24 protein-coding genes are annotated in these 24767 nt (G+C 72.7%); 13 read left to right on the top strand and 11 right to left on the bottom strand.

The features are described from left to right. Positions 1 to 13: 13 nt before the first annotated feature. Positions 14 to 955 carry a GNAT family N-acetyltransferase gene (locus BSB02_RS27825; protein ID WP_084963509.1) on the top strand — a complete coding sequence of 314 codons (942 nt, stop codon included), beginning with the start codon at positions 14 to 16 and terminating at the stop codon, positions 953 to 955. A 2-nt stretch (positions 956 to 957) separates the two neighbouring features. Here the strand turns inward: BSB02_RS27825 and BSB02_RS27820 are convergent, their stop codons facing one another. Both BSB02_RS27820 and BSB02_RS27815 read right to left on the bottom strand, forming a co-directional pair. After that, on the bottom strand, positions 958 to 1392 hold the full coding sequence (locus BSB02_RS27820; RefSeq protein WP_158088738.1) for a PaaI family thioesterase: 435 nt from the start codon (positions 1390 to 1392) through the stop codon (positions 958 to 960). 51 nt (positions 1393 to 1443) lie between these two features. Beyond that, complete coding sequence (locus BSB02_RS27815) at positions 1444 to 2133, bottom strand: class I SAM-dependent methyltransferase (RefSeq protein WP_084963507.1); 690 nt, start codon at positions 2131 to 2133, stop codon at positions 1444 to 1446. 37 nt (positions 2134 to 2170) lie between these two features. On the opposite strand from BSB02_RS27815, the gene BSB02_RS27810 reads away from it, so the two are divergent. Next, the gene (locus tag BSB02_RS27810; protein ID WP_084963506.1) at positions 2171 to 2752 is read left to right on the top strand and encodes a TetR family transcriptional regulator; all 582 of its coding nucleotides are present in this window, start codon (positions 2171 to 2173) and stop codon (positions 2750 to 2752) included. Positions 2753 to 2839: 87 nt separating this feature from the next. Here the strand turns inward: BSB02_RS27810 and mctP are convergent, their stop codons facing one another. The 3 genes from mctP to BSB02_RS27795 form a co-directional block, all read right to left on the bottom strand. Next, the gene (mctP, locus tag BSB02_RS27805) at positions 2840 to 4441 is read right to left on the bottom strand and encodes a monocarboxylate uptake permease MctP (protein WP_084963505.1); all 1602 of its coding nucleotides are present in this window, start codon (positions 4439 to 4441) and stop codon (positions 2840 to 2842) included. Further along, a complete protein-coding gene (locus BSB02_RS27800; protein ID WP_084963504.1) occupies positions 4438 to 4641 on the bottom strand; it encodes a DUF3311 domain-containing protein in 204 nt (67 codons plus the stop codon). The genes mctP and BSB02_RS27800 overlap by 4 nt, the downstream gene beginning before the upstream one ends. Before the next feature lie 264 nt (positions 4642 to 4905). Beyond that, positions 4906 to 6489 carry a CocE/NonD family hydrolase gene (locus tag BSB02_RS27795; RefSeq protein WP_206184926.1) on the bottom strand — a complete coding sequence of 528 codons (1584 nt, stop codon included), beginning with the start codon at positions 6487 to 6489 and terminating at the stop codon, positions 4906 to 4908. 95 nt (positions 6490 to 6584) lie between these two features. Here BSB02_RS27795 and BSB02_RS27790 point away from each other — a divergent pair, with 95 nt between their 5' ends. The 7 genes from BSB02_RS27790 (at position 6585) to BSB02_RS27760 (ending at position 14094) form a co-directional block, all read left to right on the top strand. Further along, a complete protein-coding gene (locus tag BSB02_RS27790) occupies positions 6585 to 7343 on the top strand; it encodes an SGNH/GDSL hydrolase family protein (RefSeq protein WP_084963502.1) in 759 nt (252 codons plus the stop codon). 130 nt (positions 7344 to 7473) lie between these two features. Next, positions 7474 to 9669, top strand: coding sequence for an anthranilate synthase component I (locus BSB02_RS27785; RefSeq protein WP_084963501.1), 2196 nt, complete (start codon positions 7474 to 7476; stop codon positions 9667 to 9669). A 161-nt stretch (positions 9670 to 9830) separates the two neighbouring features. After that, on the top strand, positions 9831 to 10976 hold the full coding sequence (locus tag BSB02_RS27780; RefSeq protein ID WP_084963500.1) for an amidohydrolase family protein: 1146 nt from the start codon (positions 9831 to 9833) through the stop codon (positions 10974 to 10976). A gap of 51 nt (positions 10977 to 11027) precedes the next feature. Beyond that, positions 11028 to 11975, top strand: a complete 948-nt coding sequence (locus BSB02_RS27775; protein ID WP_084963499.1) for an ABC transporter ATP-binding protein — start codon at positions 11028 to 11030, stop codon at positions 11973 to 11975. Then, entirely contained in the window at positions 11972 to 12757 is a 786-nt protein-coding gene (locus tag BSB02_RS27770; protein WP_084963498.1) for an ABC-2 transporter permease, read from the top strand. Before BSB02_RS27775 ends, BSB02_RS27770 begins: the two co-directional genes overlap by 4 nt. A gap of 56 nt (positions 12758 to 12813) precedes the next feature. Then, positions 12814 to 13596, top strand: coding sequence for an FAD-dependent thymidylate synthase (thyX, locus tag BSB02_RS27765; RefSeq protein WP_084963497.1), 783 nt, complete (start codon positions 12814 to 12816; stop codon positions 13594 to 13596). 60 nt (positions 13597 to 13656) lie between these two features. Further along, positions 13657 to 14094 carry a VOC family protein gene (locus BSB02_RS27760; RefSeq protein WP_240506684.1) on the top strand — a complete coding sequence of 146 codons (438 nt, stop codon included), beginning with the start codon at positions 13657 to 13659 and terminating at the stop codon, positions 14092 to 14094. 162 nt (positions 14095 to 14256) lie between these two features. Here the strand turns inward: BSB02_RS27760 and BSB02_RS27755 are convergent, their stop codons facing one another. Further along, complete coding sequence (locus tag BSB02_RS27755; protein WP_084963495.1) at positions 14257 to 15336, bottom strand: WD40/YVTN/BNR-like repeat-containing protein; 1080 nt, start codon at positions 15334 to 15336, stop codon at positions 14257 to 14259. A 204-nt stretch (positions 15337 to 15540) separates the two neighbouring features. Here BSB02_RS27755 and BSB02_RS27750 point away from each other — a divergent pair, with 204 nt between their 5' ends. Beyond that, on the top strand, positions 15541 to 15969 hold the full coding sequence (locus BSB02_RS27750) for a CBS domain-containing protein (RefSeq protein WP_084963595.1): 429 nt from the start codon (positions 15541 to 15543) through the stop codon (positions 15967 to 15969). A 47-nt stretch (positions 15970 to 16016) separates the two neighbouring features. On the opposite strand, the gene BSB02_RS27745 is transcribed toward BSB02_RS27750, so the two are convergent. Further along, a complete protein-coding gene (locus BSB02_RS27745; RefSeq protein WP_143591231.1) occupies positions 16017 to 16277 on the bottom strand; it encodes a hypothetical protein in 261 nt (86 codons plus the stop codon). Positions 16278 to 16501: 224 nt separating this feature from the next. Between BSB02_RS27745 and BSB02_RS27740 the strand changes: the two genes are divergently transcribed. Both BSB02_RS27740 and BSB02_RS27735 read left to right on the top strand, forming a co-directional pair. Continuing rightward, positions 16502 to 17305 (top strand): helix-turn-helix domain-containing protein, encoded by an 804-nt coding sequence (locus BSB02_RS27740; protein ID WP_084963493.1) that lies wholly within the window; start codon positions 16502 to 16504, stop codon positions 17303 to 17305. A 36-nt stretch (positions 17306 to 17341) separates the two neighbouring features. Continuing rightward, on the top strand, positions 17342 to 18133 hold the full coding sequence (locus tag BSB02_RS27735; protein WP_084963492.1) for an SDR family NAD(P)-dependent oxidoreductase: 792 nt from the start codon (positions 17342 to 17344) through the stop codon (positions 18131 to 18133). 10 nt (positions 18134 to 18143) lie between these two features. Here the strand turns inward: BSB02_RS27735 and BSB02_RS27730 are convergent, their stop codons facing one another. From BSB02_RS27730 to BSB02_RS27715, 4 genes are all read right to left on the bottom strand, one after another. Further along, positions 18144 to 19220: a globin domain-containing protein gene (locus BSB02_RS27730; RefSeq protein ID WP_240506683.1), complete on the bottom strand. Its 1077-nt coding sequence runs from the start codon at positions 19218 to 19220 to the stop codon at positions 18144 to 18146. A gap of 313 nt (positions 19221 to 19533) precedes the next feature. Further along, positions 19534 to 19998, bottom strand: coding sequence for a hypothetical protein (locus BSB02_RS27725; RefSeq protein WP_084963490.1), 465 nt, complete (start codon positions 19996 to 19998; stop codon positions 19534 to 19536). 7 nt (positions 19999 to 20005) lie between these two features. Next, positions 20006 to 20578, bottom strand: coding sequence for an RNA polymerase sigma factor (locus BSB02_RS27720; protein ID WP_084963489.1), 573 nt, complete (start codon positions 20576 to 20578; stop codon positions 20006 to 20008). 13 nt (positions 20579 to 20591) lie between these two features. Next, a complete protein-coding gene (locus BSB02_RS27715) occupies positions 20592 to 22013 on the bottom strand; it encodes a S8/S53 family peptidase (RefSeq protein ID WP_084963488.1) in 1422 nt (473 codons plus the stop codon). 93 nt (positions 22014 to 22106) lie between these two features. Here BSB02_RS27715 and BSB02_RS43160 point away from each other — a divergent pair, with 93 nt between their 5' ends. Next, positions 22107 to 24761 (top strand): CHAT domain-containing protein, encoded by a 2655-nt coding sequence (locus tag BSB02_RS43160; protein ID WP_206184925.1) that lies wholly within the window; start codon positions 22107 to 22109, stop codon positions 24759 to 24761. The last annotated feature ends 6 nt before the right edge of the window (positions 24762 to 24767 follow it).

Below are 24767 nucleotides of genomic sequence, written 5' to 3'. Positions count from 1 at the left end.
GACAATCGCGCTCATGTCCGTCTACACGCTCCGCCGCCCCGCCCCCGGCGACGCGGCGGAGATCTTCCGGCTCGTCACGGCCGCCCACACAGCCGTCCTCGGCTTCGTCGACGCCACCCTGGACGACATCGCCGACGAGCTGGCCGAGCCCGGCTTCGACCTCGACAGGGACGGCTGGCTGGCTCACGACGCCGACGGGCGCCCGGCCGGCTGGGCGTGGGCCTGCCGCAAGGGCGACAGCGACAACGTCGACATCGACGTGATCGTCCGGCCGGGCGGCGAGGACCTCGCCGAACAGCTGTGGGCGACGGTGATCGGGCGGGCCCGCGAGATCGCCCGCGAGCTGGGACACCAGGCCGTCACGCTCGACGTCGGCGTCTACCGCGCCGACACCGCCCAGCAGGAGCGGGCCCGCGCGCACGGCTTCGCCCCGGCGACCGGCTTCCACCGGATGCGCATCGACTTCGACGGCCCGGTGCCCGAGCCGGACCCGCCGCCCGGCGTGACCCTGCACCCCACCCTCACCGACGAGGCACGCAGGCAGGCCCACGCCATCCACGAGGAATCCTTCGCCGACCACTTCGGCTTCGTGCCCTCCTCCTACGCCGGCTGGCACGAGCGGCGCGAGGCCTCCAGCACCCACGACTGGACGCAGGGCCTGGTGGCGAGGGTGGACGGCGAGCCGGCCGCGGCGTTGCTGGCCGGCAACCAGTTCGCCGCCGACGAGGACTGCGGCTACGTGGCCATGCTCGGCGTGCTGCCCCGCTTCCGCGGCAGGGGGCTGGCGCGCCTGCTGCTGCGCACGGCCTTCGCCCGCGACGCCGCCCGGGGCAGGAAGGGCACCATCCTGCACGTCGATGCCAACAACGTCACCCCGGCGCTCGGCCTGTACACCTCCGCGGGCATGCGGCAGGTGCTGGCGATCGACGTGTGGCGGCGCCGCCTCCCCGTGTGACGCTACGGCGTGACGGCACGGTTGGGCGTGAGGCTGGAGGTGGCCTGCGCGCACAGCCGTCCCTCCTCGTCCGTCACCGCGGCGCGGGTCAGCACCCTGGTCCGCCCGCCGTGGGTGACCTCGCCCGTCACCGCGTAGGCGCGCCCGGCGTGCACCGGGCGCAGGTAGTCGACGTTGAGGTTCATGGTCAGGTGCAGCGTGGGCCGCTCGGCCGCGCTGCCGCTCGCCATGCCGCAGGCGTCGTCGAGCGCGGTGGCGATGAAGCCGCCGTGGACCACGCCGGAGCGGTTGGTCAGCTCGGCGCCCGGCCGCCACTCCAGCGTGACGCGGCCCGGCTCGACGTGCGTGAGCCGCAGGCCGAGGTGGGCCAGGTGCGGGGAGGACTCGACGGTCCCGGCGGCGATGGCGCGTAGGAAGTCTGCTCCGGTCACGGTCACGACCAGCAGGGTACCGAATGAAGTTCGGCCGCCGGTCGCGGGCCCGGCGGCCTACTCACTGACGGGTACGACGCGCACCCAGGTGCGGTCCTCGGTGAGGAAGCGGTCCAGGGCCAGCCCCGCCCGGGCCAGCTCGGCGGCGAGCTCCTCGTCGGTCAGCTGGCGGGAGGTGAACGACTGCGTCCAGACCCGGTCCCTGTGCCGGTACTCCATGGTCGCGCTGAAGAGGGTGGGCGCGACCCGCTCCAGGGCCACCATGTGGATGCCGATGTCGCCCATGGTGCGGCCCCGCCCGGCCTGCCAGCGCTCGTGCGCCTCGGCCGGCTGCCACTGCACCAGCACCGACCCGCCGGGGGCCACGTGCCGGGCGCAGGCGGCCAGGAAGTCGTGGCGCAGCGCGTCGTCGGGGACGTTGACCAGGTACGAGCTCAGCAGCACGCCGTCGAAGCGGCGGCCCAGGTCCAGCTCCTGCACCCGGGCGCAGACCGTCTCCGCCCCGCGCACGTGGGCCAGCATCTCAGGCGACTCGTCCACCGCCACCACCCGGAAACCGCGCTCCACCAGGGCGTGGGTCACCCGACCCGTGCCCGAGCCGAGCTCCAGGATCGTGCCGCCCGCCGGCACGACGCCCGCGACGACGTCGGCCTCCTCCTCGGCGCCGAGCAGCCGGTAGAACTCCACCGGGGAACCGTCGGGCGTGATCGCGCCGGGACCTGTGCCGCTGTTGGGTGTGATCTCCATAAGGTGGAATCTACGGGCCCCGGCCTATGCTTGCGGCGTGAGTGGGAGGAGTCCTGATCGGCGCAGGGCCATCCTGGACGCCGCCGACCGGGTCATCCGGCGCGAGGGGCCGGAGGCGTCGATGGCCGCCATCGCCGCCGAGGCGGGCATCACCAAGCCCATCCTCTACCGCCACTTCGGCGACAAGAGCGGCCTGTACGAGGCGCTGGCCGACCGGCACGTCCGCAGGGTCATCGCGCAGCTGCGGCCGGAGTTCGCCAAGCCCTCGGCCGACGTGCGGGGCCGTACCAGGGCCACCATCGAGGTGTACCTGGACCTCATCACCGCCAACCGCAACCTCTACCGCTTCCTGTTCCACCGGGCCAGCGCCGAGGACTCGCGCATGCGCTCCCACATGACGTCGCTGGTGCGCGGGCTGGGGGAGGAGCTGGGGCAGGTCCTGGCGGCCGAGGGCGTGGTGCCCGACCCGGTCAGGGCCCAGGTGCTGGGGCACGCCTTCGTCGGCATGGTGCAGACGACCGGCGACTGGTGGCTGGAGCACCCGGAGGTGCACCGCTCGGCCGTCGTGGAGAGCCTGGTGGAGGTCATCGCCGCCGCGTTCGCGGTGGTCCGCCGCTGAGTCCTCCGGTGATTTCCGGGGGCGGTACGGCGAAGCCCGCCCCCGGCTCGGGAGCGGGCTTCGCCGTACGGGATGCGGACCGGCGGATCAGTGAGGAGCCGACAGGTCCAGGTCCTTCACGCGCGGGTCGCCCTCGTCGGCGAAGTACTCCGAGCGCTTGGTGGCGTCCTCGCCGTCGGCCACGTTCATGGCGCGCAGCACGACCGTGCCGATCGCCGCGACGATGAGGTTGACGGCCAGCGCGAGGATGCCCGCGTAGACGGTCGTCTTGGTGTCCAGGCCGAGGTTGGCCAGCGAGAAGGCCGAGCCGCCGAAGTGGGCCTTGCCGGTGGCGGGGTTGGGGATGGTGTAGAGCATCCACATGCCCGCCGCCAGGCCCGCGGCCCAGCCGGCGATGAGGCCGCCCTTGTGGAACCACCGCGTGTACAGGCCCAGCGCCACCGAGGGCAGCGTCTGCAGGATGATCACGCCGCCGATGAGCTGCAGGTCGATGGAGAACTGCGGGTCCAGCAGCAGGATGCACAGCACCGCGCCGACCTTGACCACCAGCGAGACGACCTTGGAGACCTGGGCCTCCTGGGCGTCGGTGGCGTTCTTGTTGATGTACTCGCGGTAGATGTTGCGGGTGAACAGGTTCGCCGCGGCGATCGACATGATGGCGGCGGGCACCAGCGCGCCGATGCCGATGGCGGCGAAGGCGATGCCGGTGAACCAGTCGGGGAACATCTGGTCGAACAGGTTGGGCACGACCGTGTTGCTGATCGGCTTGCCGTTCGAGCCGACCGTGGGCTTGGTGCCCGCGGCGATGGCCATGTAGCCGAGCAGGGCGATCAGGCCCAGCAGCAGGCTGTAGGCGGGCAGCGCCGACATGTTCCGCTTGATGACGTTGCGGTTCTTGGAGGCCAGCACGCCGGTGAGGCTGTGCGGGTACAGGAACAGCGCCAGCGCCGAGCCGAAGGCCAGCGTGGCGTACTGCAGCTGGTTGCCGGCGTTGAGGAACAGCCCGTCGTTCTGCGCGGGGGTGGCGGCGAACTTCTTGCCGGCCGCGTCGAAGATCGTGCCCCAGCCGCCCAGCTTGATCGGGATGTAGATGACCGCCGCCAGGATGACCACGTAGATGAGCGTGTCCTTGACGAACGCGATCAGCGCGGGGGCGCGCAGGCCCGACTGGTAGGTGTAGGCGGCCAGGATGGCGAAGGCGATGATGATCGGCAGGTGGCCGGTGACGCCCATCGACTGCAGTACGGCCTCGATGCCCACCAGCTGCAGCGCGATGTAGGGCATCGTGGCCACCAGGCCGGTGATCGCGACGGCCAGCGCCAGCGTCGGGGAGCCGAAGCGGGCGCGGACGAAGTCGGCGGGCGTGACGAACCCGTGCACGTGCGAGATCGACCACATCCGGCACAGGATGAGGAAGACCATCGGGTAGATGATCACCGTGTACGGCACGGCGAAGAAGCCCATCGCGCCCGCGCCGAACACCAGCGCCGGGACCGCGACGAAGGTGTAGGCGGTGTACAGGTCGCCGCCGACGAGGAACCAGGTGATCCAGCTGCCGAAGTTGCGCCCGCCCAGGCCCCACTCGTGCAGGCTGTCGATCGTCTCGGGCTTGCGCCAGCGGGCGGCCACGAATCCCATGCCGCTGACGACTAGGAAGAGCAGGACAAAGATGATCAGCTCGGTGGTCATTTGGTCATCCTGTAGACGATCGTCGTCGTGGCCACGCCCAGCGCGATGAAGGCGAGCTGGAGCCAGTAGAACAGCGGGAAGCCGAACAGGCGGGGCTCGTCGGCGTTGAACAGGAAGGTCAGCAGCGGCACCACGACGGGCACCAGCAGCAGCCAGTTCCACGGGTTGCGATCGGTCGTCCGGGTTTCCCGGGTGGTCATCGACCCCTCCGATACGTGTCCGAGGCCGGCGGGGTCCGGCCCTGGTGAGGCATCAATGGTTTGGGAGGGTAACCGCTCCGTGATTCACGCCACAGCGTCACCCGTATTACGGTTTGGACATATTTGTCCCAATATGTGGACGGGCAGACGCCTCCGGCAGCACCCTAAACTGGCCGGCCTGCGGATGGGGAACGTCTATCGGCGAACGGTCAGGTCTCGTCGGTGAACGGCAGCATCGTCCCCGCAGGTCGCGGACCCGGGGTCTCAGGCCACGCGCGGCAGCACGATCGCGGAAGGATGGGCGGGGGAGTGGAACACCTCCACGTCCGCCGGGACCATGCCGGCCCCCATGTCGGCCTCCATCAACCCCCCGGTCCCGAAATTCCGGGCGATGGTGGGATAGGCGCCGCTGGCCACGTGGACCCTGATCCGGTGCCCCCGCCCGAACCGGTGCCCGATCGGCCACAGCTCCACCTCGACCCTGCGCGGATGCCCGCTCCCGTCGGCGGGCGACAGCCGCCGCACCCCCTCGCACACGTTCATCGACCGCCCGTCCGGGTGCACGTCGCACACCCGGACGACCACGTCCACGTACGGCGTGCTGGACCCGACGTACAGCTGCGCCGAGACCGGCCCGATCGCCTCCACCTCCGCGCGCAGCGGCTCGCTGCTGTAGACCAGCACGTCCCGCCGGGCCTCCAGGCGACGCTGGTCGCGGGGCCGCGAGGCGGACAGCAGCGCCGGCCCGCCGATCACCGGCGTGGGATGGGCCGGATGGTAGCGGTAGCGGTCCGGCCCGGCCGGCTCCGGCGGCGCGGCGCTCAGGCCGAAGCCGGGCTGCAGGTGCCAGCGCTCGGCCCGCATGCCCGGCACCGGCCAGTCCGGGTAGTCCCGCCACTCCCCGGCCCCGGTGACGTGCAGCCGCACCGGCGGCTCCCGCAGGCCCGAGGGGTCGCCCAGCAGGTGGGCGCGAAACCACGTCAGCGCGTCGGCGAAGGAGTGCCGCCCGTGCCGTACGTCCACGTGGTACCAGGGCCCGATCGTCAGCCGCGGGCGCCGTCCCGCCCGCCGCAGCGTCAGGTAGTCCTTCAGCTGCCAGGGCAGGAACACGTCGTACCAGCCGCCCAGCATGCTCACCGGCGCCTCCACCTCGGCCACCGCCGCGGAGAAGTCCCTCTTGCCCCAGTACGGCGTGGCCGGATCGGCGTGGTGGGCGACCAGGTCGCGGAAGAACGGCAGCGGCTTGCCGGCCGCCACCAGGTCCAGCTCGGCCACCGGCCGCCCCGACAGCACGGCGCGCCGGGTCATGCGGGGCGCGGTGAGCGGGGCGGCGGCCCCGAACCGGCCGGCCAGCCCGTCGGTGAGCGTCGTCCAGCTCAGCGTCGACTCCAGCGCGAACGCCCCGCCCACGTAGGCGGCGTCGCGGAACTGCGAGGCGCTGATCTGCACCGCCATCGCCCTCAGGTCCGGCCCGGCCCACGGCGCGACCGCCCACTGCGTGTAGCCGAGGTAGGAGGGGCCGTGCATGGCGAAGGCCCCGCCGTACCAGCTCTGGCCTCGCATCCACTCCAGGGTCGCGAGGCCGTCGTCGTGCTCGTCGCCCAGGGGGTCCAGGCGCCCGCCGGAGCCGAAGCCGCCGCGGCAGCTCTGCAGCACCACCTGGAAGCCGTGCCGGGCGAAGCCGCGCCCGTAGGCCCAGCCGAACGCGCCGCGCCTGCCGTACGGCGAGCGGATGAGGACGACCGGCGCGCGCCCGGCGCCGACCGGCTCGTAGCGGTCGGCGAGCAGGACCACGCCGTCGGGCATGGGGACGGGGAGGTCACGGTGGACCCGGACGCGATACGCCATTACCAACGAGTAACAGATCGCGCCGAGGGGGGGTAGACCGGGGGCGCATTGTTACGGTCGCGTAGGGTGACGTCGCCTTGGCACAGTATCGGGTCATGGGACGAATCCGATCGTATGTGGCTCTGGGGGACAGCTTCACCGAAGGGCTCGACGATCCCGGCCCGGCGGGCTTCCGCGGCTGGGCCGACCGGCTGGCCGAGCACATCGAGGCCGACCAGCCCGGGCTGCGCTACGCCAACCTGGCCGTCCGCGGCCGGCTCATCGACCAGATCGTGCGCGAGCAGGTGCCGCGGGCGGTCTCCTTCCGGCCCGAGCTGGTGTCGCTGTGCGCGGGAGGCAACGACATCCTGCGTCCCGGCGCGCGCGTCGAGGCGGTCGCCCGGCGCCTGGAGGAGGGCGTGGCCCGGCTGCGCGAGGCGGGCGCGCAGGTGCTGCTGTTCACCGGCTTCGACGTGCGGCACGTGCCGGTCATGCGGCTGGCGCACGGCAAGATCGAGCAGTACAACCTGCACATCCACGACATCGCCCGCCGCCACGACACGTTCCTGGTCGACCTGTGGCCCATGCGGATCTTCCGCGACCCGCGCGCGTGGAGCGAGGACCGGCTGCACCTGAGCCCCGACGGCCACCGCCGGGTCGCCCTGCGCGCGGCCGAGGTGCTGGGCGTGCCGGTGGCCGAGGACTGGCGGGAGCCGTACCCCTATCTGCCGCCGCCGGTGTGGACCCATGCGCGCCGCGCCGACCTGCGCTGGGCACGCCACCACCTCGCGCCGTGGATCACCCGGCGCGTGCAGGGCCGCTCCTCGGGCGACGGCCTGGACCCCAAGCGGCCCCAGCTCGCCCCGCTGTGCTGACCGGTCGTTGCGCGATCTTGGCGGGGCGGCTACCCTGGTCTGCATGCGAACCGACCTGCAGCTTCAGTGGTGGCGCCGCTCCTAGGCGGCGCGTGGTTCGCATATCCTGACAAACGGACGGCCGCCCCGGATGGCGGCCTTTCGTGTTCTCCGCCCCCGGGGCTCACCAGGTGACAAAGGGGCAGCAGTGGAGACCACCGGATATACCACCGGCTACACGACAGCCGGCGGCATCGGCGTCGAGCGCGAGGCACGCGAGGTGCCGGAGGCCGCGCTCGAGGAGATCGTCAGCGCCTTGGGGAGCCGGCGCGGGGGCGCGTTCTCCTCGGGCATGGACTACCCCGGCCGCTACAGCCGATGGGCCTTCGGCTACGTCGACCCCTGCCTGGAGCTGGTCGCGAAGGGCCGCACGATCCACGCCAGGGCCCTCAACGACCGCGGCCGGGTGGTGCTGCCCGCGGTCGCCTCCTGCCTGCTGGCCGCCGGCAAGCCGGTCTCGGAGCCGGCCGCGACGTTCGTCGAGGTCCACATCCCCGAGTCCGAGGAGCTCCTGCCGGAGGAGATGCGCAGCCGCAGGCCCACCGTCTTCACCGCGATCCGCGAGGTCATCGCCGCCTTCAAGGGCGAGGACCCGCACCTGGGCCTGTACGGCGCCTTCGGCTACGACCTGGCCTTCCAGTTCGAGCCGATCCGCCTGGCGCTGACCCGGCCGGCCGACCAGCGCGACCTCGTGCTGCACCTGCCCGACCGGCTCGTGGTCATCGACCGGCAGCGCGAGACCAGCCTCGAGTACCGCTACGAGTTCACGGTCGACGGCGTCTCCACGCGCGGCCTGCCCCGCACCGGCGAGACGCTGCCGCGGGCCGTACCCGCCGAGATCCCGAAGAACCCGGAAAAAGGCGCCTACGCGAAGGTCGTCGCGGCGGCCAAGGAGAAGTTCAAGCGCGGCGACCTGTTCGAGGTCGTCCCCGGCCAGGCCTTCCACGGCGTGTGCACCGACCCGCCCGCCTTCTACCGGTCGCTGCGCCAGACCAACCCCGCGCCGTACGAGTTCCTCATCTCCCTGGGCGAGGGCGAGCACCTGGTGGGCGCCTCGCCCGAGATGTACGTCCGCGTCACCGGCGACCGGGTCGAGACCTGCCCCATCTCCGGCACCATCGCCCGCGGCGCCAACCCGGTCGAGGACGCCGAGGCCATCCGCACGCTGCTGACCTCCGTCAAGGAGGAGTCGGAGCTGACGATGTGCACCGACGTGGACCGCAACGACAAGTCCCGCATCTGCGTCCCCGGCTCGGTGCAGGTCATCGGCCGCCGCCAGATCGAGCTGTACTCCCGCCTCATCCACACCGTCGACCACGTCGAGGGCCGGCTGCGCCCGGAGTTCGACGCGCTGGACGCCTTCCTCACCCACATGTGGGCCGTCACCGTCACCGGCGCGCCCAAGGCGTGGGCGATGCAGTTCATCGAGGACCACGAGGAGACCACGCGGCGCTGGTACGGCGGAGCCGTCGGCTTCATCGGTTTCAACGGCTCCATGAACACCGGCCTGACCCTGCGCACCGCCCAGATCAAGGACGGCGTGGCCACCGTGCGGGCCGGGGCGACGCTGCTGTTCGACTCCGACCCCGCCGCCGAGGAGCGCGAGACCGAGCTGAAGGCCAGCGCCCTGCTCGCCGCCCTGGAGGCGGTCAACCGGCCGGCGGCCGTCGCCGAGGCGCCGAAGATCGAGCGGGCGGGCGTCGGCATGAAGGTGCTGCTGGTCGACCACGAGGACTCCTTCGTCAACACCCTGGCCGACTACTTCCGCCAGCAGGGCGCCGAGGTCACCACGCTGCGCCACGGCTTCCCGGCCGAGATGCTCGACTCCCTGGCGCCCGACCTGGTCGTGCTGTCGCCCGGCCCCGGCTGGCCCTCGGACTTCGGCATGGCGGCGCTCATCGACGAGATCTACGCCCGCGGCCTGCCCGTGTTCGGCGTGTGCCTGGGCCTGCAGGCCATGGTCGAGCACGCGGGCGGCCGGCTGGAGCTGCTGGACTACCCCGAGCACGGCAAGCGCGGGCAGGTGACGCGGCAGGGCGACTCGGCGCTGCTGGAGGGGCTGCCCGAGGTCTTCACCGCCGCCCGCTACCACTCCCTGCACGCCAAGCGCGACGGCGTGACCGGCTTCGCCGCGACCGCCGTGACGCCCGACGGCAACGTCATGGCCATCGAGGACGTGGCCAACCGCCGCTTCGCCGTCCAATTCCACCCCGAGTCGATCCTCACCGTCGAGGGCGGCGCGGGCGCGAAGATCATCGGCAACGTGCTGCGCCTGGCCCGCCGCTAGGCCGACGCGGTACGGCGGAGCCCCGCCGCCGTACCGCTGAGAGGGCATGAGAGGGGCCCAGAGGGGACACAGAGGCGGCAATCTGGGGGCACAGAGGCGACAATCCGCACTATCCGCCAAGGCACAGACGCGGGGCGGGAAGAGCCCCTAAAGTCTGGCGCATGCTCCCCGTAGACCTGCCCGATGCGGTGCGTGACGCCCTGCTGGCCCCCCTCGTCGATCACCACTGCCACGGGGTGCGCCGCGACGACCTCAGCCGCGCCCGGTTCGAGCTGCTGATCACCGAGGGGGCCGGCCCGGCGCCGCCCGGCACCACGCACTTCGACACGCCCCTCGGCGCGGCCATCCGCCGCTGGTGCGCCCCCGTCCTGGACCTGGAGCCGCACGCGCCGCCCGCCGTCTACCTGGCCAGGCGGCAGGAGCTCGGCGCGGAGGAGGTCAACCGGCGGCTGCTGCGCGCCGCGGGCGTGGTCGCCTTCCTCGTCGACACCGGGCTGGAGGAGCCGGGCGTGCTCACCGCCGCCGAGATGGGCAGGCACGGCGGGGCGGCGGCCGACGAGATCGTCCGCATCGAGCAGATCGAGCAGGACGTCGCGGAGATCGCCCCCCTCGCGGTCGACTACATGGACAACCTCGCCGAGGAGCTGGCCGCCCGGGCGGCGCGGGCGGTGGCGCTCAAGACGATCATCGCCTACCGGGCCGGCCTCGACTTCGACCCCGCCAGGCCCAGCCGCGGAGCGGTCATCGCGGCGGCCAACCGGCGGCTGGCCGACCCCAAGGAGCGGCTGACCGACCCGGTGCTGCTGCGCCACCTGCTGTGGTCCGGCGTCGAGGTGGCCCGCGAGCGCGGGCTGCCGCTCCAGGTCCACACCGGGTTCGGCGACCCCGACCTGGACCTGCACCGCGCCGACCCGTCGCTGCTGACCGGCTTCATCCGGGAGCTGCAGCCGCTCGGCGTGCCGGTGGTGCTGCTGCACTGCTACCCCTACCACCGCCAGGCCGCCTACCTGGCCGGCGTCTACCCCCACGTCTACGTGGACCTGGGGCTGTCGCTCACCCACACCGCCGCGGGCTCGGCCGCCGTGCTGGCGCAGACGCTGGAGCTGGCGCCCTTCCACAAGATGCTGTTCAGCTCCGACTGCTACGGCGTGGCCGAGACCTGCCACCTGGGCGCCCTCTACCACCGGCACGGCCTGGCCAGGGTGCTGGCACGCCGCCTGGAGGACGGGGAGTGGAACGCCGCCGACGCCGCCAGGATCGCCCACATGATCGGCTCGGGAAACGCGCGGCGGATCTACCGGATCTGAGACCGGACGCGCATACGCCCTGAGCCACAAGTGGGCCATAATGATCGCACCATGAGCGCCATCGAGGTAAGCGACTTACGCAAATCGTTCGGGACCGTCAAGGCCGTCGACGGCGTGTCGTTCACCGTGGAGGCCGGCACGGTCACCGGCTACCTCGGCCCGAACGGCGCCGGGAAGACCACCACGCTGCGCTGCCTGCTCGGCCTGGTCACGCCCACCGCCGGGACCGCGCTGGTGAACGGCCGCCGCTACGCCGACCTGGGACACCCGCTGACCGAGGTCGGCGCGGTGCTGGAGGCCACCGGCTTCCACCCCGACCGCACGGCGCTGAACCACCTGCGCATCATGTGCACCGCCGCCGGCCTGCCGCTCCAGCGGGCCGCCGAGGCGCTGGAACAGGTGGGCCTGGCCGACGTGGCCGGCAAGCGGGTGGGAGGCTTCTCCCTGGGCATGCGCCAGCGGCTGGGCCTGGCCGCGGCGCTGCTCGGCCACCCCAAGGTGTTCATCCTCGACGAGCCGGCCAACGGCCTGGACCCGGCGGGCATCCAGTGGCTGCGCGGCTTCCTGCGCTTCCTCGCCCACGAACAGGGCGCCGCCGTCCTGGTCTCCAGCCACGTGCTGGCCGAGGTCGAGCAGACCGTCGACAACGTGGTCATCATCGCCAGGGGCCGTCTGGTACGGCAGGGCAGCCTCGCCGAACTGACCTCCGGCGGCCAGACGCCCATCCGGGTCCGCACCCTCGACCCCGGCAGGCTGGGGCCCGCCCTGGAACGCGCGGGCGGCGAGGTGGAGCCCGCCGCCGACGGCCTGCTGCGGGTGCGCGGCCTGGAGGCCGAGCGGATCGGGCGCATCGTGCTGGAGGAGCAGGTCGTCGTCACCGAGCTCGCGCAGGAGCGATCCGACCTGCAGCGCGTGTTCCTGGAGCTCACCGAGGGGGAGCCGGTGGGACAGACCGTGGAGCAGACAGCGGGGCAGAGCGAGGGGGCGACGGTCGCATGAAGCTGATCCGCGCCGAACTGCTCAAGCTCTTCACCACCCGGCTGTGGTGGATCATGCTCATCGTGCTGCTCGGCTACCTGGCCATGGTGCTGGGCGTGGTCATCGCCTTCGCCGGCATGGAGTCCGGCGGCGCCGCCCCGCCCTTCCCCGCCAGGGACACGCCCGAGTTCCAGCGCATCGTCTGGGGCCAGGCCACAGGCGGCGGCATCCTCGTGGCCGTGCTGGGCGTGACGATGATGACCACCGAATACCGCTACCAGACGATCACCGGCACCTTCCTCGTCACCCCGCGCCGCAGCCGCGTGGTGGCGGCCAAGCTCGGCGCCGGCGTGCTGGTGGGGCTGGTCTTCGGGCTGGCGATCCTGCTGCTGTTCGCGCTGGCCGTCGTCCCGGCCGTGCTGCTGTCGGGCGGGGAGTTGCTGGTGACGGACGGCGGCATCCCGCGCATCGTCTCCGGCGTGCTGGCCACCCTGGTCCTCTACACGCTGTTCGGCATCGGCGTGGGAGCGCTGGTGCGCAACCAGATCGTCGCCATCGTCGCCGTCGCGGTCTGGATGTTCGTGCTCGAACCGCTGGTCAACGCGGTCCCGGCGCTGCAGCCGGTGGGCCGGTGGACCCCGGCGGGCGCGGCCTCCGCGCTGACCAACCCGCAGGCCGACCTCGGGCCGGTCAGCCTGGACTACCTGCTTCCCGCCTGGGCGGGCGCCGCCGTCCTGCTCGGCTACGCGCTGGTGTTCGCCGCCGTCGCGTCGCTGACCACCGTCAGGCGCGACATCACGTGAGGCTGTGGGCTGTGATTTGCTAGGGCGGTCACATCGTCTACAGAAACGGGCAGGTCATGCGTGCTGTTGAGCCTGAGGTGTTCCTGATCGCTCGTCCGGAGCTGGACTACGACGAGCTGGCGCGGTACCTGCGTGAGGTGGGCGGCGAGCGGTGGCTGGAGCGGCTGGACCGCGGCGAGCTCGACGCGCAGAACCTCGCCGAGTTCGCCGGACGGCTGTGCTATCGCTCCTTCGAGCCCGGGCTCAACCCCAACGTGACGCGCATCAGGACGGACCAGATCGACTACCTGCGCAACATCCTGGCCAGCGCGCACGGCTCGGTCCTGGAGCACATCAGCTTCAGCTTCGTGCTGCACAACGTGAGCCGTGTACTGACTCATGAGCTGGTACGGCACCGCCCGGGCGTGGCCATCTCGCAGGAGTCGCTGCGGTTCGTCCGGTTGACCGAGATCCCCTTCTGGTTCCCGCAGTGGGCGCGGGAGGACCGGGAGCTGATGGACAGGGCGACCGAGATGCTGCGGCGCCTGGAGGAGTTCCAGGTCTGGATGGCCGAGCACTTCGGGCTGGACGAGGAGGGCGTGCCGTTCGCCGACAAGAAGCACAAGACTTCCTTCATGCGCCGCTTCGCGCCCGAGGGCGTGGCCACCGGGCTGGTGTGGACGGCCAACGTCCGCACGCTCCGGCACACCATCGAGGCGCGCACGGCGGCGGGGGCCGAGGAGGAGATCCGCCTGCTGTTCCACCGGGTGGGCGAGCTCATGCGCAAGGAGGCGCCCGCGCTGTTCGGCGACTACACCGTCGAGGACGGCGCCTGGATCCCGGGCTGGCGCAAGGTCTGACCCCTCCGGAAAATGTCGGGGTCCTCGGGCAGGATGGCGGCCATGGCGACGAGGATTCAAGTGACGATCGACTGCGCCGATCCCGACCGGCTCGCCCGGTTCTGGGCCGAGGCTCTGCACTACCGGCTGGAGGAGCCCCCGGAGGGCTTCGCGACGTGGGCGGACTACTGGCGCAGCAAGGGCGTGCCCGAGGAGGAGGTCGGCGAGGGGATCGGGTACGACTCGGTGGTCGATCCCGGCGCCGTGGGGCCGCGCATCTGGTTCCAGCAGGTGCCGGAGCCGAAGGTGGTGAAGAATCGCGTCCACCTGGACCTCGACGTCACGGGAGGGCGGCGCGCTCCGGTCGCCGAACGGCGCGCGGTGATCGACGCCGAGGTGGAGCGCCTGGTGAAGCTGGGCGCCACGGTCGTGCGTGTCCAGGGAAGCGATGTGGGCGGCTCCGACTACTACGCGGCCACGATGCGGGACCCGGAGGGCAACGAGTTCTGCGTGAGCTGACGCCCACTCGCGCCCACTCGGGTGGAGGGCGGCCGCGTGGGGGCCGCAGGGCGGAGACGCCAGGACGGCCAGGTGGAGGGCAGCCAGGCGGAGACGGCCGGGTGGTAAGGCGGTCGGCCGGGGGCGGCCAGGCGAAACCCGGCCGCCCCGGCTCCAGCAGGGCTACAGCACGGCGGCCCGCACCGTCAGCACGTCGGGCAGGTGGCGGGCGATCTCGGTCCAGGTGTCGCCGTCGTCGCGGGAGCCGTACACGAAGCCGTCACGGGTGCCGAAGAAGACGCCCGCCTCCGAGGCCGTCATGGCGTCACGCAGCACCGTGCCGTAGACCGGCTCCTCGGGCAGGCCCTCGCTGCGCGGCTGCCAGGAGGCCCCGGCGTCGTCACTGCGGAAGACGCGGTAGCGGTGGTCCACCGGCGTGCGGTCCATGTCGGCGTTGAGCGGGATGACGTAGACCGTGTCGGGCCGCGAGGGGTGGACGGCGATGGGGAAGCCGAAGTCGGAGGGCAGCGAGGAGCCGATGTCGGTCCACGAGCCGCCGAAGTCGTCGCTGCGGTAGACGCCGAAGTGGTGCTGGAGGAACAGCCGCTCCGGGCGCGCCGGGTGGTAGCTCACCTTGTGGACGCACTGCCCGAACTCCGGATACTGCTGGCCCTCCGGCATGAACGGCGCGCGGATGCCCTGGTTGGCCGCCTCCCACGAGGCGCCGCCGTCGGTGGAGCGGTAGAAGCCTCCCGTGGAGACGGCCACGCCCAGCACCTTGGGGTCGGCCGGGTGGGCCAGGACGGTGTGCAGGCACAGCCCGCCGCCGCCCGGCTGCCACTGGGCCCGGTGGGGGTGCTCCCACAGGCCCTCGACGAGGCTGTAGGTGACGCCGCCGTCCTCGGACCGGAACAGCGCGCCCGGCTCCGCGCCCGCCCAGACGACGCCCGGCTCGGACGGGGAGGGTAGCAGCTGCCACACCTTCTCCAGCGTGGCGCCGGTGCTCTCGGGGAAGGCGACCGGCGGCCTGTCGGCCTCCTGCCAGGTGCGGCCGAGGTCGTCGGAATACACCACCGACGGCCCGAAGTGTCCGTACTCGATGCCCGCGAGCAGGCGCGGCGTGTCGCCGCGCGTGTCGACGGCCACGCTGGGCACCCCCACGGTGGAGAACTGGATCTCGTCGACCTCGAACGGGCCGCCGTCGCGGGAGCGGGCCAGGAACAGGCCCTTGCGCGTGCCGATGGCCAGCAGCGAATCGCTCATGGTGTTGCTCCCTTCGCTTGCGGTCATCGTGCCACGGCCCACCGACAATCTCCGGCGTCTTCCGCGATCGCCCGCCGGGCATCCGATGGCGGGACGGTCACCTGGAATCTGGAATACGGCATCGGCGTCGGGTAGGGGAGAGGGACGGAACTGGACACGGAACTGGACACGGAACAGGACAACGTGCCGGGGGGACCGATGGACATGAGCGGAACCGCCAAGACGGCGCGGGATGTGATGCACGAGGGAGTGCGGTGCATCGGCGAGCACGAGAGCCTGCACACCGCGGCGCAGCTGATGCGTGACCTCGACGTCGGCGCGCTGCCGGTATGCGGGGACGGCGACCGGCTCAAGGGGATCATCACCGATCGCGACATCGTGATCGGCTGCTGCGCCGATGGACGGGATCTCGACCAGGTCACCGCCGGCGAGCTCGCCCGCGGGCTGGTCTGGGTCGAGGCCGACAGCAGCATCGAGGAAGCGCTGGTGAAGATGGGGGAGCACCAGATCAAGCGGCTTCCGGTGCTGGACAGGCATCGGCTGGTCGGCATCATCAGCGAGGCCGACCTGGCCAAGGAGCTGCCGGACAACAAGCTGGCCGAGTTCGTCCACCGCGTCTACGCCCGCTCCTGACCGCAGCCGACCGGCTCGCCTCGCGGCAAAGGCGGCGACGCCGAGGCTCAGCCGCCGGCGCCCTTGGAACGACGGTGGGCGGCGCGGAAGACATCCACCGCGATGAGGCAGATCACGACGCCGCTCGCCGCGGCGAGCAGCGGGACGCCCGCCGCCAGGCTCATGATCCCCAACCCGATCGCGATGAAGACGCCGATCGCGCCCAGCAGGATGTGCGCCGCCTCGACCGGGGTCTCACTGGCCGTCGGCCATCCGGAGGATGAACGCCGCCGGGGCCACATACCGCCGGCGTGTGCATGAGGAGACATGGTCCCCCTCCCGCCCGTGGCCGGGCAGTCACCCACCCATCGGAATGCCTGCTCGTCCTCGCTGTGGAGCCGCGTGTTTCGGACGCGCCCTTCGTACCCCAGCCTATGCCCGGCTACGGCTCACCCGGGAGAGCCTCGACCGGCTCTCCAAGGTTCTCCAGAGGCTTCGCCCTTACCTGCCGCGTAATCGTGGCCGTTCCGGGATCCCGGTAACGTCCCTGGACATGGGAGCGCTTGCCGTACATGAGGAGTCCTTCGGAGAGCTGCTGCGGTCCTGGCGGCAGCGGCGCCGGGTGAGCCAGCTGGATCTGGCGATCGAGGCCGAGGTGTCGGCGCGCCACATCAGCTTCCTGGAGACCGGGCGCGCCCGGCCGAGCCGCGAGATGGTGATGAAACTGGCCGAGGAGCTCGACATCCCCCTCAGGCACCGCAACCGGCTGCTGGTGGCCGCCGGGTTCGCGCCCGTCTTCCGCGAGCGCGAGGTGCAGGCCCCGGAGATGGGCGTGGTACGGCAGGCGATCGACAAGATCCTCGGCGCCCACAACCCCTACCCGGCGGTGGTGGTCGACGCGGCGTGGAACCTGGTGGCGGCCAACGACGCGGCCGGGACCTTCTTCGGCGCCGCCGTGGCCCCCGAGCTGCTGGAGAAGGAGCCGGTCAACGTGCTGCGGCTCACCCTGCACCCCGACGGGATGGCGCGCAGGCTGGTCAACCTCGCCGAGGTGCGCGCCCACCTGCTGCACCGGCTGCGCCGCCAGGCCGAGGCGTCGGGCGACGGCCGCCTGACCGAGCTGCACGACGAGCTGGCCGGGTACGCCTACCCGGGTGTGGAGCTCAACGTCGCGCACGTGCCGGGACCGGGCGACATCCTGCTGCCGATCCGGATCAGGCACGGCGACATGGTGCTGTCGATGTTCACCACGATCGCCACGTTCGGCTCGCCGCTGGACGTGACGGTGTCGGAGCTGGCCATCGAGACGCTGTGGCCCGCCGACGAGCAGACCGCCCAGGCGTTCCTGACCGGGTAGGGCCTGTTCCATGGACGAGCGAGCTGGGGAGGTCTCGTGGAACTCGGGCTGGCAGACAAGGTCGCCGTCATCACCGGCGGCAGCGCGGGCATCGGCCTCGCGGTGGCACGCGGCCTCGCCGCCGAGGGCGCGCATCTGGTGCTCGCGGCGCGCGGCGCCGGCCGCCTGGAGGAGGCGGCGCGCGCCATCAGGGAGACGTACGGCGTGCGGGTCGTGCCCGTCGCGTGCGACGTGGCGACGGCCGAGGGGACGGCGCGGCTGACCTCGGCGGCCGAGGAGGCCTTCGCGGGCGCGGACATCCTCGTCAACAACGCGGGCGCCGGGTCCAACGAGACCGTCATGGACGCTCCCGACGACAAGTGGCAGGCCTACTGGGACCTGCACGTCATGGCGGCGGTGCGGCTGGCGCGCGGCCTCGTCCCCGGCATGCGGCGGCGCGGCGGCGGGGTCATCCTGCACAACGCTTCGATCTGCGCGGTGCAGCCGCTGTGGTACGAGCCGATCTACAACGTGACCAAGGCCGCGCTGATGATGTTCTCCAAGGCGCTGTCCACCGAGCTCGTCGCGGACAACATCCGCGTGAACTGCGTCAACCCCGGCCTGGTCCTCACCCCCGACTGGGTGCGGACGGCCAAGGAGCTCACCGCCGGCAGCGGCGGCGACTGGCGGGGGTACCTGGACGAGGTCGCCGGGGAGCACGCTCCCATCAACCGGTTCGCCACGCCGGAGGAGATCGCGAGCTTCGTGGTCTTCCTGTGCTCGGAGCGGGCCGGCTACTGCGTGGGCTCCACGTACTTCGTCGACGGCGGGATGCTCAAGACGGTGTGACGCGCGGGTTCTAGCGTTCGCCGTGGGCGACGTCGCGGTGGATGCGCGAGAGCGGCACCCCGTCGGCCTGCAGCCGCCGTACCGTCTCGTTGACCATCGCGGGCGGCCCGCACACGTAGACCTCGTGCTCGGCCCAGGAGTGGAAGCGCCGCGTCACCTCGGGCAGCCGGCCGCGCATCCCGTCGTAGGAGGGCTGGTCGGAGACCACCGGCAGCACCCGCAGCCACGGGAAGGACGACTCCATCCTGATCAGGTCCGGCAGGTCGTACAGCTCGGCCGCGGTGCGCGCGCCGTACAGCAGGTGGATGTTCGGCCGCTGCCCCGAGTCGATGACGTGCTCGATGACGGCCTTGATCGGCGCCAGCCCGGTGCCGCCCGCCACGCACAGGATGTCCCGGTCGCCGCGCTCGGGAGGCGCCATCGTCCCCATGGGTGGGCCCAGCATGAGCGTGTCGCCGATGCGGGTGTGGCGCACCAGGGAGGTGGAGACCCACCCGCCCGGCACGGACCGGACGTGCAGCCGGATGGTGTTGTCGGGGCGCGGCGCGTTGGCGATGGAGAAGGTCCGCCACACCCGCGGCCAGCGGGCGGTCTGCACGTTGACGTACTGCCCGGCCGTGTACGGCAGGCGTTGCGTGGGCCGCAGCGTGATGACGGCGATGTCGGGCCTGCGCACCTCGTGGTCGACGACCTCGGCCAGCCACCACGCGGGGGAGACGCCCGCGTCGGCGTCGGCGGCCTCGATCATGAGGTTCGCGGCGACCCCGTAGGCCGCGACCCAGGCGGCCTCGATCTCGCTGCTCCACACCTCGCCGGCGAACCGCCTGATGGTGGCGAGCAGCGCGTTGCCCACCGCCGTGTAGTGTTCGGCGACCACGCCGTACTTGCGGTGGTCCCTGCCCAGCTGGCCGAGATAGGAGGCCATGCTGTCGGGGCTGTCCAGGCTCCACACGATCCGGGTCAGCGCGCTGAACAGGCGGTCTCGCTGCACGTCCATGGCCGGCGGGAACATTCCCCTCAGATGCGGGTTCTCGGCGAAGAGCCGGCCGTAGAAGTACGCCGTCGCCTTGTCGGCGACCGGTTCCACGACGGAGAAACTCTCCTTGACGAGACGCGGATTCAACGACATAGACCTTTGACCCCACCCTTTGCCCGGAATGGTATTCCGGGCGTGTCGCTCCACCTCCCTGACGTTCCGGGTGACGAGCGCCCGGCCTGGCCCCGGCGCAGCCGATCGCTCGGTTGCGAGTCTTACACCACCTCTCGGACGTCACAACCGTTTCACCCCAAAAGGCGAACAATCATAACTATCCGTAACGGTAATGTTATTTACCGATGAGAGCCTGTCCGAAAAAAGGCGAAAAATCATCGCATTTGATGTGGGGAATGGGCAGGAAACCTCACACCGTGATCCATTCGGTGGCGACGACCGCGTCGGAGAAGCGCACCCGCAGGCTGAACGGCCCGAGCGGCACCCCCTCGGCCGAGAACCGCCCCAGCTCGTCGGCCCGCACGGCCAGCGACCCGAGCGGCCCCTCCACGACCACCTCGGCCGGCTCGGCCGGGTGCACCCCGCCCAGCAGCCGCACGCCCTCCCCGCCCGGCCACTCGCCGCCCGACAGCTCCACGTCGACGGTACGGCCGGCGACCGCGAAGGTCAGCAGCCGCGTGCCGTACCCCGACCGGACCGCGGCGGCCTCCTCCAGCGAGTCGAACGTGAGCTCGGCCAGCTCCGCCTCCAGCCCGCGCAGCGCGAAGGCCTCGACGGCGGCCCGCACCAGGTGCGCCGGCACCGGGTCCAGGACGGCCGCGGCGCGGCGCAGCTCCGCCTCGAGCAGGTCGTCCTGCGACAGGTCCTCGTCCATCCCCGGCTCATCCCATCCCTCGCTCGGCCAGCAGCAGCCGTAACTGCCGCAGGCACCGCTGCCGCATCGGCCCGATGCTGCCCACCGACAGCCCCAGGGCCGCGGCGGCCTCCTGGTAGCTGTGCGGAGGGGAGCCGATGAGGATGCGCAGCAGCCGCCGGCACTTGGCGCCGAGCTCCTGGAACGCCTGCCACAGCCGCCGGTCCCGCTCGGCCGCCGCGGCCTCCTCCTCGGCCTCGATCACCGCCGCCTCGGGCGTCCGCTCGTCGGCGACGCGCTCGAAGGCGTCCTCGTCGCCCGGCACGAGCCGCCGCCTGGCCCGGATCGCCTTCAGCGCCTCGTTGCGCGCCGTCGTGGCCAGCCACGTGGACACCTTCTCGGGCTCGCGGATCCGCCCGAGGTTCTGGGCCAGGCGGAACCACGTCGTCTGGTAGACCTCGCCCGCGTCGGCCTCGGGCAGCCCGTGGGCCCGCACGACCGACCACACCAGGGGGCTCAGCGCCTCGACGAAGCTCTTCCACGCCGCCGCGTCGCCGGCGGCCGCGGCCCGGAAGAGCCGGCCGATGGCCTCGTGGTCCAAGGTTCCTCCCCGGTCAGACGTTCTCGTAGGGGCCGCTGCGCCAGGTCGCGGGCACCAGGGTCGGCACGCGCGTCCCGTCCGGCAGCGGCAGGGGCACGACCTTGGCCATCAGGTCCGCCACCGCCCGCGCCGGGTCGATGCGGCCCTCCGCGTCGAGGATCTGGTTGGCGAGCAGGTGGTTGGCCAGCATGCCCGCCACCATCGGCGTGGCGAAGGACGTGCCGCTCCAGCGGGCGAAGCCGGTGTAGGCCTCCTCGCTGGCGTGGCTCTCGGGCTGCCCGGCCTCCTGGAGGGTCAGGGCGCCCTTGCGCCGGGGCACGACGCAGGTGCAGTCGGGATACTCGCCGCGGTAGCGGCACTCCGGGAAGGTGCTGTGGCGGTAGACGTACCTCGGCGGGGTGTCGTCGCCCGGCGTGAAGGCCGCTATCACCCGCTCGCCGGGCGCGTAGACGCTCACCCAGTCGCCCCGGTTGGTGAAGCACGCCAGCCCCGAGCCGTCCCCGCGCAGCGCGCCGACGGAGATGACCTTGTGGCGGTAGCGGGGGTCGGCCGCGTAGCGGGCGGGATAGAAGTGCTCGTCCTGCCCGTTGTTCCCGGCGGCGCAGACCAGGACGGTCTGCGAGGCGGCCAGGAGGTCCATGAACCTGCCCAGCCCCACGGGGGCCCGGTTCCCCTCGGTGACCATGCCGGCCGACAGGTTGATGACCGCGGGCCGATCCTCCGCGTCGCGGTCCAGCTCCCGCGCCAGGATGTCGCCGAGCTCCGCCTCGGTGGCGGCCCCGGCGAGCCAGGCGGGCAGGGAGTCGTCGACCTCCACGAGGGCGTGCGGGGCGACGGCCTTGACGATGCCGGCGACGAAGGAGCCGTGCCCGCCGTACAGGGGGAGGTAGCCCTTGTGCGGCTGGCCCTGCTCGTCCCTTGAGACGGGGCCGACGCCGGTCATCCAGGGGTAGGCCGACGTGATGCCCTGGACCAGGCCGGTGTCCACGACCAGCACCCTGACGCGGCAGGCGAGCCTGGGGTTGAGCGCCTCCTCGGTGCTGAGGGGATAGGGTTCGGGCTCGTCGCCGGGGCAGATGTTGGCGGTGCAGATGCCGACGATGTGGTTCCTCGTGACCGGTACGGCCTCGGCGCGGCTCCGCAGCGAGTTGAGCACCTCCTCGACGTCCGGGTCGCCGCCGGTCCCGCCGCGGGAGCCGTCGCCGAAGCGGAAGCGGACGACGTCGGAGGCCTCTAACGGCTGCTCCTCGGGGTCGCCGTGGCCGTTGTCCCGCAGGACGTTCAGGACGGCCTCGCGGGCCTCCCGCCGCGCGATCACGCACCCTTTCTCGTAGAGGTACGGCGTGGGCCCCGGGCCGTGCGCCAGGCCGATCCCGCGCTGCTGGGCGAAGGCCTCGCTGACTGCCCTGAACTGCTCCCTGAACCGGTCTGGCATGGCGCTCCTCACGGGATGTCTTGAGCCGTCGTGGATAACGAGCCGGTCCGCCCCTGGTTGATACATCCGCTGGCCCACATCTAGCATCCAGGCGTGATCCCGGGAAGTGCCGCGGATCTGCTGCCGATGGTGTTCGCCCGCCCGCGCGAGGCGCTGGCCGCGGCCCGCCGGCTGCTGGAGTCCGGCCCGCCCGCCGCGGAGGCGTCGATCGCGCACCAGGTCATCGGCATCTGGGAGCGCGACTTCGGCGACCTGGCGTCCGGGCTGCGGCATCTGCGCCGGGCGCGGCGGCTCGCCGCGCTGTCGGGGTCGCCGGACCGGCAGGCCGACGTCCTGGCCACGCTGGGCGCCGCCTACATCCGGGCGGGACGGGTACGGCAGAGCCTCGCGGCGCTGGCGCGGGCCGTGGCGCTGGCCGAGGCCGCGGCGCCGTCGGGCGGCCGGACGCTCCCGCGGATCCTGTTCCGCCGCGCCTACGTGCTGGAGGTCCTGGGACGCCACCGGGAGGCCCTGGAGGACTTACGGCGAGCCGTCCCGCTGCTGCGCAGGAACGCCGACACGATCTGGCTCGCGCGTGCCGTGTCGATCAGGGCGCGCGTCCATCTCGCGCTGGGGTCCGTCGATCGCGCCAGGGGCGACGTCCAGCTGGCCGAGACCCTGTTCGGGACGACCGGCCAGGAGCACGACAAGGCTGTGGCGGTGCTGAGCCAGGGCATCGTGGCCTCCCGGTCCGGAGACGTCCCGGCGGCGCTGGCGCTGTTCGACCGGGCCGAGCGGCGGTTCGCGGAGTTCGGCACGCCCTCCCACGAGGCGGCCGTCGAGCGCGGCCGCATCCTCCTGGTGGCCGGGCTGGCCGCGGAGGCGCTGAAGGAGGCGCGCGCCGCGATCGAGCGTCTGGACCGGCTGGGCGGGCCGCCGCTGCTGCGGGCCGAGCTCCTGCTCGTCGCGGCCCGGGCGGCGCTGGCCTGCGGCCGGTGGGAGGCGGCGATCGACCGGGCCCGTGCCGCGGCTCGCTCCTTCCGCGCCCAGCACCGCCAGGCCCAGGAACTCGCGGCCTGCCTCATCGCCCTCCAGGCTCGCCATCGGGCGGGGCAGGTCCCCGGCGGCGCAGGCGAGAGCGCAGGAGGGGATGCAGGGGAGGGCGAGGTCTCGCTGCGTGAAGCCGTCGGCGTGGCCCGGCGGCTGAGCGAGCTCGCTCCCGCCGAGGCGCCGCGCGCCTGGCTGCTGGCCGGGCGCGTGGCCGCCACCCGGGGCCGGCCCGCCGAGGCCGCGCGCTACCTGGCCGAGGCGGCCCGCGCCAGGACCAGGGGCCCGGCCTACGCCCGGGTCGACGGCTGGCTCGCCCGGGCCATGCTGGCGGAGACGGCGGGCCGCAGGGCGGGGGTGCTGGCGGCCTGCCGCCGCGGCCTGGACCTGCTGGACGAGCACCGCATGACGCTGGGGGCCGCCGAGCTGCGCGCCCGGGTCGGCTCGCAGGGCGCCGAGCTGGCCACCCTGGCCCAGCGCGCCGTCCTGGACGACGCGCGCCGCCTGCTGGCGTGGAGCGAGCGCTGGCGCGCCACCGCGCTGGCCGTGCCGCCCGTCCGGCCGCCGCAGGACCCCGAGCTGCTGCGCGACCTGACCGCCTTCCGCGAGATCTCCAGCAGGATCGACGAGGCCCGCGCGGAGGGCACGGCGGCCCCGGCCCTCGAACGCGAGCAGCGGCGGCTGGAGCGGGCGATCAGGAACCGCATGCTGGCCTTGCGCGGCCGGGGCGAGACGGCGGCCCTGTCCGATCCGGCGGCGCGGTTCGACCCGGCGGCGCTGCTGCGCGAGCTGGGGGACCGGCTGCTCGCCGAGATCGTGGTCGTCGACGGGCGGCTGAAGGTGCTGCTGTGCGGGCGCGGCCGGGTGCGCGCCTTCGACGCGGGCACGGCGGCCCGGGCCGCCGCCGAGGCCGAGCACGCGGCGTCCCTGCTGCGCAGGACCGCGTACGGCAGGGCCGGCGGCCGCCTGGAGGAGGGCGCGCTGCGGCTGCAGGAGGCCCTGCTGGGCGCCGCCGTCCCGCACCTGGGCGACGGCCCGCTCGTCCTGGTGCCGCCCGGCCGCCTCCATCACGTCCCCTGGGCGCTGCTGCCCGCGCTGCGCGAGCGGGCGCTGAGCGTGTGCCCGTCGGCCGCCGCCTGGCTGCGCGCCCGCCGCATCCGCCCGCCCGGCGGCCCCGTCGTGCTGGTCAGGGGGCCCGGCCTGGGCAGTGGCGGCGCCGAGGTGCCGATCCTGGCCCGGCTGTACGGCACCGCCACGGTGCTGGAGGGCGAACAGGCCGCCACCGCGCCGGTCCTCAAGCACATGGACGGCAGCGCCCTGACGCACATCGCCGCCCATGGAGCGTTCCGGGCCGACAGCCCCATGTTCTCCTCGCTGCAGCTGCACGACGGGCCGCTGACCGTGCACGACGTGGAGCGGCTGGAGCGCGCGCCGTACCGGCTGGTGCTGGCCGGCTGCGACTCCGGGCGGATGGAGCCGGTCGGCGGCGAGGAGCTGCTGGGGCTGGCGGCGGCCCTGCTCCCGCGGGGCACGGCGGGGATCGTGGCCAGCACCGCGCCCGTGCCGGACCGGGCCGTGGTGCCGCTGATGACCGCGCTGCACGAGGGGCTGGGCCGCGGGCTGGACACGGCCGAGGCCCTGCTAAAGGCGCGTGCCGCGCTGCCGCCCGACCCGCTGCACCAGGCCGCCGGGTGGGCGTTCTGCGCCATCGGGGCGGCCTGAGCAGCC

Origin of the sequence: Thermoactinospora rubra (genome assembly GCF_002093975.1) — a bacterium.
Lineage (GTDB): Bacteria > Actinomycetota > Actinomycetes > Streptosporangiales > Streptosporangiaceae > Nonomuraea > Nonomuraea rubra_A.
This window is presented reverse-complemented; position numbering and strand designations above follow the sequence as displayed.

Bases quoted from the DNA above. Each gene is read 5' to 3' on its own strand.
- BSB02_RS27775 (WP_084963499.1), top strand. From the start codon at position 11,028: ATGAGCGCCATCGAGGTAAGCGACTTACGCAAATCGTTCGGGACCGTC.
- BSB02_RS27750 (WP_084963595.1), top strand. From the start codon at position 15,541: ATGAGCGGAACCGCCAAGACGGCGCGGGATGTGATGCACGAGGGAGTG.
- BSB02_RS27815 (WP_084963507.1), bottom strand. From the start codon at position 2,133: ATGGAGATCACACCCAACAGCGGCACAGGTCCCGGCGCGATCACGCCC.
- BSB02_RS27790 (WP_084963502.1), top strand. From the start codon at position 6,585: ATGGGACGAATCCGATCGTATGTGGCTCTGGGGGACAGCTTCACCGAA.
- mctP (WP_084963505.1), bottom strand. From the start codon at position 4,441: ATGACCACCGAGCTGATCATCTTTGTCCTGCTCTTCCTAGTCGTCAGC.
- BSB02_RS27800 (WP_084963504.1), bottom strand. From the start codon at position 4,641: ATGACCACCCGGGAAACCCGGACGACCGATCGCAACCCGTGGAACTGG.
- BSB02_RS27785 (WP_084963501.1), top strand. From the start codon at position 7,474: ATGGCGGCCTTTCGTGTTCTCCGCCCCCGGGGCTCACCAGGTGACAAA.
- BSB02_RS27740 (WP_084963493.1), top strand. From the start codon at position 16,502: ATGGGAGCGCTTGCCGTACATGAGGAGTCCTTCGGAGAGCTGCTGCGG.
- BSB02_RS27780 (WP_084963500.1), top strand. From the start codon at position 9,831: ATGCTCCCCGTAGACCTGCCCGATGCGGTGCGTGACGCCCTGCTGGCC.
- BSB02_RS27725 (WP_084963490.1), bottom strand. From the start codon at position 19,998: ATGGACGAGGACCTGTCGCAGGACGACCTGCTCGAGGCGGAGCTGCGC.
- BSB02_RS27755 (WP_084963495.1), bottom strand. From the start codon at position 15,336: ATGAGCGATTCGCTGCTGGCCATCGGCACGCGCAAGGGCCTGTTCCTG.
- BSB02_RS27825 (WP_084963509.1), top strand. From the start codon at position 14: ATGTCCGTCTACACGCTCCGCCGCCCCGCCCCCGGCGACGCGGCGGAG.
- BSB02_RS27795 (WP_206184926.1), bottom strand. From the start codon at position 6,489: ATGGCGTATCGCGTCCGGGTCCACCGTGACCTCCCCGTCCCCATGCCC.
- BSB02_RS27745 (WP_143591231.1), bottom strand. From the start codon at position 16,277: ATGTCTCCTCATGCACACGCCGGCGGTATGTGGCCCCGGCGGCGTTCA.
- BSB02_RS27715 (WP_084963488.1), bottom strand. From the start codon at position 22,013: ATGCCAGACCGGTTCAGGGAGCAGTTCAGGGCAGTCAGCGAGGCCTTC.
- thyX (WP_084963497.1), top strand. From the start codon at position 12,814: ATGCGTGCTGTTGAGCCTGAGGTGTTCCTGATCGCTCGTCCGGAGCTG.
- BSB02_RS27770 (WP_084963498.1), top strand. From the start codon at position 11,972: ATGAAGCTGATCCGCGCCGAACTGCTCAAGCTCTTCACCACCCGGCTG.